The organism is Vibrio tapetis subsp. quintayensis (genome assembly GCF_030409945.1).
In the GTDB taxonomy this organism is placed as follows: Bacteria; Pseudomonadota; Gammaproteobacteria; order Enterobacterales; family Vibrionaceae; genus Vibrio; species Vibrio quintayensis.
On record NZ_JAUFQV010000043.1, the window covers coordinates 114,377 to 126,400 of the forward strand.

The window sequence follows — 12,024 nt, forward strand, 5'->3', positions numbered from 1 at the left end:
CGGAAAATGACATGGAAGACGAGCAGGCGGTGAACCCGCCTAAATGCGCTCGTCTTTTTTTATTTTCGCGAAATGTTAGGAGTTATTTATGCCGATTAATCATATCCGCAATATTGCCTTTGTTGGTCAGAGTGGGGTGGGTAAAACCACCCTCATTGAAAAGCTGTTGTTTGAATCCCATGCGACTAATCAACTTGGCTGCGTAGAAAAAGGCAACACCACTACCGACTTTGACCCACAATCCATTCAATATCACCATAGTATAGAAGCGACGCCCGTCGCCCTTTCTTGGAACCAAAAGCGCCTCAATATCATTGATACACCCGGGCTGCCTGAATTACTCGGCCGAACCTTTAGTGTGTTGCCCGCAGTCGAAACCAGCGCCCTAGTACTGGATGCCAACACGCCAATCAACCAAGTTTCGGACCGCATTTTCGCTTTTGCCAAGCAACAACAAAAATGCCAAATGGTGATCATTAATAAGGTGGATCTAAATCCCGATAAAATTGCAGAGTTTCTTGAAACCTTAGTCACTCATTTTGGTGATCACTGTTTACCTATTAACTTACCCTCGGCCGATGGGAAAGACATTGTTGATTGCTATTTCGAGCCGCAGTATCAAACTCAAACATTGGTCGAAGACGTGTTAGGGGTACATGAGCGCTTAATTGATCAAGTGATTGAAGTCGATGAAGCTTTGATGGAAGTGTACCTCGAGCAAGGCTCAGAGCTGTTGCCTAATCAACTGCATGACCCATTTGAAGAAGCGTTGAGGATTGGCCACATAATACCGATTTGTTTTGTGTCTTCTGAAACTGGGGTGGGGGTTGAATTGCTACTAAAAACATTGGCAGAGATCATGCCAAGACCCTTTGAGGGTAACCCGCCGTTGCTTGAAAAAAATGGAAAACAGATAAGGGTCGACTGCGAAACGCTTTCTCACGCTGTAGGCCATGTTTATAAGGTCAGCGTTGACCCATATATGGGAAAACTAGCTTACGTTCGCATGTTCCAAGGTGAATTGAACACAAGCAGCCAGCTCTACATTGGGGATAGCAACAAAGCGTTCAAAGTGGGGCACATATACCAGCTTCAAGGGAAAAAACGCATTGAAATCGCCAATGCGAAATCTGGAGATTTTTGCGTATTAGCGAAAGTCGACGACTTGGTATTTGATTCGGTCATCCATGATTCGCATGATGAAGATGGCGTAACCATGAAGACCTTGAACTTCCCTCAATCTATGTACAGTGTTGTAGTGAAACCCAAAAAAAGAGGCGACGAGCAAAAGCTATCTGAAGTGCTGCAACGAGTGGCTTCCGAAGATCCGTCACTGAGAATTGAACATAGAACCAGAAGCAATGAAACCTTGTTAAGCGGTCAGGGAGAGTTCCATCTAAAAGTCGCACTAGAAAAAATGGCGACGGTTTTTCAATTGGACGTGGAAACAAGCCAGCCTAGTGTTGAGTATTTTGAAACCATCACCAAATCCGCACAAGCGCAGTATCGCCACAAAAAACAAAGTGGCGGAGCGGGTCAATTTGGCGAAGTTCAATTGGAAGTGAAGCCATTAGAAAGAGGCGCTGGTTTTCGGTTTGTTAATAAGGTTGTTGGGGGCGCGATACCGACTTCTTTGATTCCAGCGGTTGAAAAAGGCATACGTCAAGCCCTAGAAGAGGGCGCGATATCCGGGAATCCGATCCGTGATCTTGAAGTGACCGTGTTTGATGGCAAATACCATTCGGTCGATTCAAAAGAAATTGCTTTTGTCATCGCAGGTAAAAAAGCCTTCTTGCAAGCGGTGAGTGATGCATCCCCGATTGTACTAGAACCCATTGTTCAAATGGATCTACACGTACCCATGGAAGCCGTGGGTGATGTGACGGGTGACTTATCTGGCAATCGCGGGCTAATTGAAGGGACGCAAGCAGAGCCGAATGACTTTATTCTGCTTAAAGCTAAATCTCCTATTAATGAGCTGCAAGATTACGCAAGAAGGTTGCGAGCACTTACTGGTGGGCAAGGTAGTTTTAGCATGAGTTTAAGTCACTATGAGCCAGCGCCTCCTTCGGTGCAAAAACGTGTGTGTAAGGAGAGCGCCAACTAACTGAATATTAGCTTGGGCATAAAGTGCGTACCCGTAATTCCGAGTTGGAACGGTACGCACTTAGGCTTTTTCTAATTAAAACTTAGCTTTAACCCAAATCATACGGTGATCGGAAGAAACGTCTTTTCCTGTTCCTTTAGAGCCAACACGGCTGTCTTTAAATAGTTTGAAACCTTCTTCTGTTGATGAAGACCAATACACACCGGATTCAGTGATGTCTAGTGTCGCCGATGGCATTGCATAATCGACCCCTAAACCAAACGTCGACGTGATATGACTTGGTTTCGGGTGAGGAGATGAAGAATCAGCCGCGTGTTCACTGGCTCCATTACTGCTAGGGTACAAATCACCATTCATGACCTTTTGATTTAACAATGGATCGTTATGAAGATTTTGCATGACCGCGCTGATGCCATCGCCAGAAACCGGATCAAGGTTTAAATCGCCCATGATGACAAAGTGGCTACCAGTGGCTAAGCCGCCAGTTTTACCTGCATCATCGTAGATGTACGCCTTACCACTCACATATTCGTGCCAAAATTGTACTTCTCCGGCATTCTGTTGCTTGTTTTTTCCGGTATCAAAAACAGGTGGAGTCGGGTGGGACATCAGTACATGCACTACCTGATCGCCATTTTCCGTTGGAATGATGATAGGCGCATCTACGTGGTTTTTGGAAGACAAACGGATTTGTTGCCATTCATCAGCGGTGTACCAATCGTCGCCACACTTCATTCCTACAGGTATTTTGCTAGGATTGTCACAAATGGTAATGGTTGGGATGGCTGCGTTGTCTAAGTCCTTCCATTTGAACTCTTGGAATGTCCGAGTATTGGCTTCATCAATGTCGAACTTAGACATTAAGGCAAACGCGTACTGACCATGATATTTGCCATAACCCCATGCGTCGCCAGGTAGTTGCCCAGCGGCTCCGTTGTTATCCAAGTCCAAATTGCTTTGTAAGCCAGTATTGGTCGCATACGTTTGGAAATGAGGGTAGGCAATCGGTTGTAGATGTGTGGCTCCGCCTGCTCCTTCAATACTTTGTGACACTGACAGGTAGTTCTTCTGGAAACCTTCAAGCGCTGCTTTTTTAGTGCCTGTACCATCGTTATTGTATTCCGCCAACATTAATACATCTGGGCGGTTGGTTTGAATAATAGCAGCAACGTTACGAATTTGAATGACCTTCTCTGCCATCGTTTTATCAGCATCTGCAATGGTTTTATTAAGGTAGTCGTTAACCAACTTGGTTTGATCGGCTGGCTCAACTTGCATTTCTGCAACCAACTCTTCAAACGTATCACGATCAAATGAAAGGTTATAAGTGGCGATTTTTACTTCATGAGCCACGTCTTTTTTGTATTCAGTGGCGTCATCAGAATTACAACCAACAAGTAAAGCGGAGCCAATAATAAGGGCAAGAGGAGTTTTTAAATATTTCATTCGTATGTCATACCATATCGAGGGGGTGTGAAAATGGTATGTGTATCAGTTACATAATATTGTGATCATTGTCGCGTAAGTATGGATTTCATTACAGTTATGTTGCATGTTTATGAGACTTTTGCGCACCCTGTGCGGCTTTCAACATCAATGGAATACATCCAGTATAAACTGTCCAATTTTGTGACTAGAGCGACATGTTTAACTGGAATGAGACGAGTATTCCTGCTAGTTATTCTTCGGTTTTCACTTGAATACAATATCGGGCCAATTTTACCGAGAGCAGTACCGAAAAGGGATAGCAAGCCATTCCTTGGTATGTTTGTGTTACAACTGCAATCAAATAAGACGGTAACTTCGTGTGGCTCTTGTGATTTGTATTGGGTAAAATGCGATCAGGTTCACTTTTAAATTTTTAGGTAAGAAAATGTACAAATTGATTGCTTTAGATATGGATGGCACGCTGCTGAATTCTGATAAAAAGATTTCAGTTCGAAACAAACAGGCAATCGCCGCAGCGAGAGCGAAAGGCGTGCAAGTGGTTCTGGTATCAGGCCGCCCTGTAGAAGGTATGATGGACTACGTAAAGCAGCTTGATATGATGAACGAGGGCGACTTTGTTTTAAGCTACAATGCATCATTGGTTCAAAAAACAGTGGGCCTTGAAGTGGTTCAGATCCGTATTTTAAAAGGCAGTGACGCAAAAAATCTTGCCAGCATTGCAAATGACTTAGGTGTACATGTTCACGCGTTTACTCAGAAGCATGGCCTGATCACGCCAAAGCACAATCATTACACCACTCATGAAGCCACAGTGAATGGTGTTGAGGTGCGTGAATTCGATTTTTCAGATCTGGATGATGACGAAGCAGTAATGAAAGTTATGATGATTGACGAACCTGAAGTGCTTTCAAACGCAATTGCAAACATGCCAAGCATCGCGACCGATCAATACACTATGGTGCAAAGTGCGCCGTTTTTCTTAGAATTCTTAAATCCTGCCAGCAATAAAGGCGCGGGCGTTGGTATGCTAGCCACTCACCTAGGTATTGATGCAAGTGAAGTCATCGGCATGGGCGACGCAGGCAACGACAAGCACTTAATTGAATACGCAGGCTTAGGCATAGCAATGGGCAACGCAACCGACGATATCAAAGCGATTGCTAGCCACATCACCGCATCGAATGATGAAGATGGTGTGGCGGTTGCGATTGAAAAATTTGTGTTGGCTCATTAGGTAGAGACCAAATACTCAACATTCAGAGTGTTCGAAGTATATATAGGGCGAATAGCCCTATTTGATAAAGATACTGAATTTATCAGTATTATTCACCCTGTGATTTATTTGCAATAAATACGCGGAATAATTACTGCTTTTTACCACCAACCTGAACATAGTCAATACCAATAATACGGTTTAGAATACCTAAAGCAGAATCTGTATCCGAATTAGTAGATTGAATAGTTTCAACCGTTGCACCTTCAGGAACTAGTTCCATTGCACGATCTTGGGTGTTACCAGGAATTTGCAGGCCTACTATATTAAAACTCTCAGCATGCGCTGTATAAACTTCTTCGTTATGAGTGATTCCTGAACAACCAGCTAACGAGATCAGACCCAAAATACACAACAACTTTTTCATAATATACCTTTAATAATTAAATTCATATGATTTCACAACGGTCTCTTTCACCGATATTGAATAGTGTTACAGATTTACTTTGTGATTACTGTAAGAGATTGTCAGGCGAATCATTACATTGGCACAAGACTTATGTGAATAATGACTTTAACGGTTATTTCTGGAATCATACTTGCTCGAAATTCGATTTAAAAGTGACGATTTGTCTTTTTAAGTTGATTCAGACTATAAGTAATATTAATCATATAAAACAAGGTGATTAGCCTTATTCAATGTTATTAAGCTCTATTTACCAAAATTAGAATTGGAACGCTGATATATCAGAAGGCATATTGTCATTGAGTGGTTTGATAAATGGTTCAAAGGGTTGAATTTCAGCTTTTTGCCCATAGAGAGTGTATGTAATTGATGTGTCTTTGAAATGCAATACGTACTCTGATTCAAGTGTCTGGTACATGCCATTTATTTCAAAATCAATGCATTTGATTTCAAAATCTACGAGCTCTCTTGAGGCGGTACCATCGTTGATGAAGATATTGCTGTTTTTAATGTTTAGAGTTTTAAGGAACCCTGTAACGATGTTTAGTGACTCTAGAGAAATAATAATCATGTTTATCCTTGGTGTGAATTTAATTTGAGCACGAAAATATATTATTCCTAAATGCTGTCAATCGAACAATTTAGAGTTAGTAGTCTATAACCTTACCTATCTATATGATATTCATAGGTAACAATTAAATGTCATTAAATGTACTCATTTGTAATTTATTGCTTACATTTATATTTATAATCCACTAGGTGTATATTGGTGAGAGCCATTGCTATGACTTAGCGAGATCTCATTTCTCACCCCTTACCTTTCATTATTCCCTCACTATTTACTTGGTTGAACGGTGACGGTCTGGCATTATGCGAGCGAAAGGCCGTGGTCAGTAAGCGGTGTGAACAGTATGAAGGTAGTCAGTGTTAGAAAACAGCCAGCAATTAAGTGATTGTTACGACGAACAGGGTTACTTTGTTCTTAGAAACTACCTCGGTGAAGAACAGATCTCATCGTTGAGAAAAGTTGTATTGAAATTCCACGAGTTGTGGAAAGCAGACAACGAAGAGTTCTATCGGGAAGAAGCGTTTAATTCGTCGTTGATTACAGGAAGTGAATATTTGCCTTGTGACGACCGAAAGAAACTGTTTGATTTTATTAGCTCAAAAAAAATCATGGAAGTAGTCGATGCGGTGATTCCAAACAACCCAGCGTTTATGAATACGCAGTTGTTTTTTAACCCCGTAAACCCGCGACAAAAAGATTTCTGGCATTGCGATTGTCAATACGACTATGACACGGAAGATCAGATGAAAGTCATCCTTGAAACTCAGGTGTTACATCTTAGGGTGCCTTTATTTGATGAGCCGGGAATGGAGTTGATACCAGGAACCCACAAACGATGGGACAACGAGGAAGAATACAACGTTCGGCAAGAAGTGAATGGCAAAGTGAGCAGTGATGCCATTTCTGGTGGTGAGCAAATTCCGTTGGCGGCGGGGGATATGTTGGTCTTCTCGGCAGATATGATCCACCGAGGCCGATATGGGTTAGATCGCTTAGCGTTGGATATTTTGATTTTCGATTCCGCTGCGGATTATACCGACTACGTAGACGACGACTGCATGCCTACTCAGTCTATGCTCAATAACCTGATCGACCCAAGGTTGTTTCTGAACACCTTGCATCTCAAGTCGCTTGTGTAATTTCTGCCTGCCCCCAGCGTGATTTAGCAAAAGGGCAGGTGGTGCCGATTACATCTAATACCGGATGCTTTTAACCTAATTTGGCCTCAATAACACATCGGATTTGAAGTCCTTACAGTTATTAGGTACTTTAACGCCTCAGACACTGCACGGATGCATTGGTGGTTAAAAGAGCAGCAGATTGCTGTCGTCACAACCCTCATTGGAGAATCACAATGAATCCAGAACGAATCGATAACAAAAAACGCCGCATTCTAAAAAAACTATACTTGGCAGAGTTCGCCGTGAAAGGCTTTGAAATCTCTTGTGAAACCAATATCAAAGATTTCGACCAATATGATCTATTCATTGATGGTTTCGTCGATTTTCTTGAAGTAAATGATCTTTGTTTCGCTGGTGGCGGCTTTGAAGTCTTCGAAGGCTTTATCTGCGGCCTTGCTCGTTACGGCTCCGTAACTCAAGAGCAAATGACAACAGCGATTGACTGGCTAAATCAACGCAGTGAAATTACGTCTTGCCAGGTCAGTGGCTTGCTCGACGCAAACTACCTATAGCTTCCTCTTAAGGTTTCAATCTATCGTTTAAACACGCCTCTAGTGATAGTGGCGTGCATTTTGTTGCGCAAAAAATGTGATAAGCATCCGTTTTTCAAATCAAATTTGCAATATTGTATGACAAATTGTGGAGTTGTTGATTTCGAATCGGCACAATAATTATTCGTAGAAATAAATAACAACAAATTGGGATCTATATCCAATGTTATCTAATCCTTACTTTCTATAATGATTAGATAACCTTTATTAACGCTAACACTGACAGCAATACCTTCGCATTTGTCCGTACCACCACATAATTCAATAAGGTGCGGATGGTCCTGCACGCTGGAAGCAAATAGCCTTGTACTAAAGGGGATTGTCTATGAAAGTCACTTTCAATGGACACGATTACACAGTAGACCAATCGCAGTCTATTTTAAGCGCAGCTGAGTCCGTTGGTGTCGAGATACCGACCTTGTGCGGATACAGTCAGCAAGAAGAAAAACAACCATGTGACATCTGTGTGGTTGAAGTGTGTGGCAAAGGCCAAGTAAGAGCGTGTGAAACAAAATTAGAAGCTGGAATGAACGTGACTACTCAGTCACCAGCACTAAGTGAACACCGTCAACATGCACTGAGCAAAATCCTGTCTGACCACAATGCCGATTGTGAAGCGCCGTGCCAAGTGGCGTGTCCTGCCCATGTTGATATTCAGTCTTACTTATTTAGCATTGCTCAAAATGAGCATCAGCAAGCGGTAGGAGTGATCAAAAAAACACTGCCGATGCCTATTTCAGTTGGCCGTGTTTGCCCTGCGTTTTGTGAAGCTGAATGTCGCCGTGGATTAGTGGATGACTCCATCGCAATTCGTCATGTAAAACGTCACGCGGCGGACATAGACATTGAAATGGCAACCCCAATCACACCAGAGAAAAAACCAACCAACGGCAAAAAAGTCGCCATTGTTGGTGCAGGCCCTGGTGGGTTAACGTGTGGGTACTACCTAAGTTATGCAGGCTTTGAAGTAACAGTACTAGAGTCGATGCCCAAAGCGGGCGGCTGGCTGCAGTATGGTATTCCCGAATACCGCTTACCTAAAGCTCTCCTTGACCGCGAAATTGCGCATATGTGCAAAGGCGGTATGAAAGTAGAGTGCAATAAAGAAGTTGGACGAGACTACAGCTTAACTTCTCTAAAACAAGATTATGATGCCGTTGTATTGGCGGTTGGCGCCTCTAAAGCCGTCACCGCTCGTTACACTGGCAGTGACCTAGCCGGTTGCTACCTAGGGGTAGATTACCTAAAAGACTACCTAACTGACCAAACTTACGTAACGGGCAAGAAAGTTGCGGTAATTGGCGGTGGTAACACGGCTATAGACTGTGCGCGTACTGCGGTACGTGATGGCGCGGACACCACCATCGTTTATCGCCGTACTCTTGCCGAAATGCCAGCTGAAGATCATGAAATCCACGCGGCGCAAGAAGAAGGGGTTAACTTTGTTTTTCTGACTAACCCTGTAGAAAATATTGCTGACGATAATGGCCAAGTTAGCATTGTAAAATGCGAGAAAATGAAATTAGGTGAGCCGAGTGAATCTGGTCGTCGTCGCCCAGAACCTACCGGTGAGTTTGTTGAATTAGAGTTTGATACGGTGATCTCTGCACTTTCTCAAGAACCGGATACTGCTTTTATGCATGGCCATGAAGAAAGCTTGCCACTTAATCGTTGGGGTACTGCTGAGTCAGACGAATCTTCCATGCACCACGGAGATAATGTCTTCAGTATTGGTGACTTCCGTCGAGGACCAGCAACCGCGATTGAAGCCATTGCTGATGCTAAAATTGCTGCAGACGCCATCGAAGGCTTGCTAATTAACGGGAAAATGGTTACTCGTAAGGCCCAGTTTAATAGCCATAAAGCGGCGAAATTGAGCATGGTGTCGGCCAAAGAATACCGTAATGAAACCGTTGCTCGTCGCCTTAAGTTTCCGCAACTTTCGCAGCAAGGCTGTGTGTCTACCTTTGAAGAAGTAGAACAAGACTCGAGCACTGAGTCGGTAATTGCAGAAGCCGCTCGCTGTTTGGAGTGTGGCTGCCAAGCCAATACTGATTGTTCACTGCGTGACTTTGCCACTGAATATGACGTCACCAACGACAAACTAGAAAATGAAGACAAACAAATTTTCTGCGTCGACAAGAGCAGTGAATTCATCGTTTTTGACGCTAACCGCTGTATTAGTTGTGGCAGTTGTGTACAAGCCTGTCGCGACGAGGGTGTGCATGATGTATTGCAGTTTAACAGCGAAGGCAATCGCCCACATTGTGGTGATGGTGAAAGCATGGGCGACTCAGACTGCGTGCAGTGTGGTGCCTGTATTCAAGCTTGCCCGGTTGGCGCATTGGTTGATAAACGCGATAAATCTCAAGGCCGCGTAGACATGCTTAAGCCGGTTAAGACGATTTGTACCTATTGTGGTGTCGGATGTCGCGTTGTGATGTACGTAGACGAAGCCAGCAACAAAGTACGTTATGTCACTGGCGATACCACATCCCCAGTAAACCACGGCATGTTGTGCGTGAAAGGTCGTTTTGGGTTTGATTTTGTTCAAAGTGAAGAACGTCTATCAACACCGCTTATTCGCAAAGATGGCAAGCTACAACCGGCAAGCTGGGATGAAGCCATAAGCTTGATTGGTGAGAAGTTTAGCCATATTAGAGAAGAGTTTGGTGGTAATGCATTGGCGGGATTCTCGTCGGCTAAAACCACAAACGAAGACAACTATGTATTCCAAAAACTGATCCGCCGTGAGTTTGGTACTAACAATGTCGATCACTGTGCGCGTTTGTGTCACTCAACAACGGTAACAGGTCTTGAAGCGTCGATTGGTAGTGGCGCAATGACAAACGATATTCCGAGCATTAAACACTCAGATGTGATTTTTGTGATTGGTTCAGATACTACAGCTGCTCACCCGATCATTGCCTCGCACCTGAAGCAAGCCATCAAACATGGAGGTGCTCGGTTAATTGTTGCGGATCCAAAGCGCATCGACATGGCTGACCATGCACAGCTTTACGTCGCGCAACGTCCGGGCACTGACGTCATGCTGCTTAATGGCATCATGCATCAGATCTTAAAAAATGGCTGGCAAGATCAAAGTTACATTGAACGTCGCACCGAAGGCTTTGATGAGGTGACTGCTGAATTGCTTAAAGAGGATTACAGCGCCGAGAAAGTTGAGCTAATTACAGGTGTTGCTGCCGATGATATTAAGCAAATTGCAAAAACCATTGGTACTGCGGGAATTACCGCCGTGTATTATTCTATGGGTATTACCCAGCACACCACCGGTCACGACAACGTTCGTTCGATTGCCAATTTACAAATGATGTGTGGCAACTTAGGGGTTGAAGGCGGGGGGATTAATCCACTTCGTGGTCAGTCAAATGTACAAGGTGCGTGTGACATGGGCGCATTGCCGACAGACTACCCCGGCTATCAAAAGGTGGTGGAACCTGAGCATCACGCTAAGTTTGTGAAGGCATGGAATGCTCCGCATTTATCGAAAGAAAAAGGATTAACCCTAACAGAGATCATCGATGGCGCCTGCGATCGCAGTGTTCGCGGCTTATTCGTGATGGGCGAAAATCCAGTGTTGAGTGATCCTGACCAAAAACACGTGATTCATGGTCTGGAAAGCTTAGATTTCTTAGTGGTACAAGACATCTTCTTAACAGAAACGGCAGAGTTCGCCGATGTGGTTTTACCTTCTTATTCGTTTGCCGAAAAGAGCGGTCACTTCACTAATACTGAGCGCCGTGTACAGCGTTTAAACCCTGCGATTAAAGCACCGGGTATTGCGCGAGAAGATTGGCGAATTATCCAAGACATTGCTCATGCTATGGGCGCAGATTGGGACTATCAATCGGTAGAGCAAATCACGCAAGAAATCACCGAAGTAACGCCTCAATATCAAGCGATCACTTGGGACCGAATTGGCAGTGAAGGTTTGCAATGGCCGTGTAATGACGCAAACCCGAATGGAACGCGCATCATGCATCAAACGGAATTTAAGCGCGGTTTGGGTGAGTTTGCGGTAGTGCCGTTTAAATACGCCGCGGAACTGCCTGATGATGAATACCCAATGGTATTAACAACGGGCCGTTTGTTGGAGCAATTTCATACCGGAACCATGACGCGTAAAACCAAAGGGTTAGACAACCTAGCAGGGCCGCGCATTATGATCAGTGTGTTCGATGCTGAAAGGTTAGGGATTCATAATGGCCAAAACATTCGTCTGGCTTCACGCCGTGGTGAAATTGAAGCACCGGCATTTGTCACCAAGCGAATGCAGAAAGGCGTGGTATTCGTGCCATTCCATTTCGCTGAATCGCCAGCAAACCGTTTGACTACCACTGCAACCGACCCATATGCCAAGATCCCTGAGTTTAAGGTCGCTGCGGTGCGGGTTGAGGTTCCAAAAGTGAATGACATTTCTGAAAAGGAATTGGCTGGTGTCGTTTAATTCCGTGAACCGTCGTTT

The 12,024-nt window shown here is 44.0% G+C and carries 8 protein-coding genes; 5 read left to right on the forward strand and 3 right to left on the reverse strand.

Annotation, left to right across the window (positions count from 1 at the left end; translation table 11 throughout):
- Positions 1–88 precede the first annotated feature (88 nt).
- On the forward strand, positions 89–2,107 hold the full coding sequence (gene fusA / locus QWZ04_RS21520; RefSeq protein WP_290330315.1) for an elongation factor G: 2,019 nt from the start codon (positions 89–91) through the stop codon (positions 2,105–2,107).
- Between the two features lie 75 nt (positions 2,108–2,182).
- Here the strand turns inward: fusA and QWZ04_RS21525 are convergent, their stop codons facing one another.
- Positions 2,183–3,553 carry an endonuclease/exonuclease/phosphatase family protein gene (locus QWZ04_RS21525; RefSeq protein ID WP_290330316.1) on the reverse strand — a complete coding sequence of 457 codons (1,371 nt, stop codon included), beginning with the start codon at positions 3,551–3,553 and terminating at the stop codon, positions 2,183–2,185.
- A gap of 427 nt (positions 3,554–3,980) precedes the next feature.
- Here QWZ04_RS21525 and yidA point away from each other — a divergent pair, with 427 nt between their 5' ends.
- The gene (gene yidA / locus QWZ04_RS21530; protein ID WP_290330317.1) at positions 3,981–4,790 is read left to right on the forward strand and encodes a sugar-phosphatase; all 810 of its coding nucleotides are present in this window, start codon (positions 3,981–3,983) and stop codon (positions 4,788–4,790) included.
- A gap of 130 nt (positions 4,791–4,920) precedes the next feature.
- Here yidA and QWZ04_RS21535 read toward each other — a convergent pair whose 3' ends face one another.
- Entirely contained in the window at positions 4,921–5,196 is a 276-nt protein-coding gene (locus QWZ04_RS21535; RefSeq protein WP_290330318.1) for a hypothetical protein, read from the reverse strand.
- Positions 5,197–5,494: 298 nt separating this feature from the next.
- Complete coding sequence (locus QWZ04_RS21540) at positions 5,495–5,806, reverse strand: hypothetical protein (protein WP_290330320.1); 312 nt, start codon at positions 5,804–5,806, stop codon at positions 5,495–5,497.
- Between the two features lie 353 nt (positions 5,807–6,159).
- On the opposite strand from QWZ04_RS21540, the gene QWZ04_RS21545 reads away from it, so the two are divergent.
- The 3 genes from QWZ04_RS21545 (at position 6,160) to fdhF (ending at position 12,006) form a co-directional block, all read left to right on the forward strand.
- Positions 6,160–6,942: a phytanoyl-CoA dioxygenase family protein gene (locus tag QWZ04_RS21545; protein WP_290330321.1), complete on the forward strand. Its 783-nt coding sequence runs from the start codon at positions 6,160–6,162 to the stop codon at positions 6,940–6,942.
- Positions 6,943–7,157: 215 nt separating this feature from the next.
- The gene (locus tag QWZ04_RS21550) at positions 7,158–7,496 is read left to right on the forward strand and encodes a YggL 50S ribosome-binding family protein (RefSeq protein WP_290330322.1); all 339 of its coding nucleotides are present in this window, start codon (positions 7,158–7,160) and stop codon (positions 7,494–7,496) included.
- A 364-nt stretch (positions 7,497–7,860) separates the two neighbouring features.
- Positions 7,861–12,006 carry a formate dehydrogenase subunit alpha gene (fdhF, locus tag QWZ04_RS21555; protein ID WP_290330324.1) on the forward strand — a complete coding sequence of 1,382 codons (4,146 nt, stop codon included), beginning with the start codon at positions 7,861–7,863 and terminating at the stop codon, positions 12,004–12,006.
- The last annotated feature ends 18 nt before the right edge of the window (positions 12,007–12,024 follow it).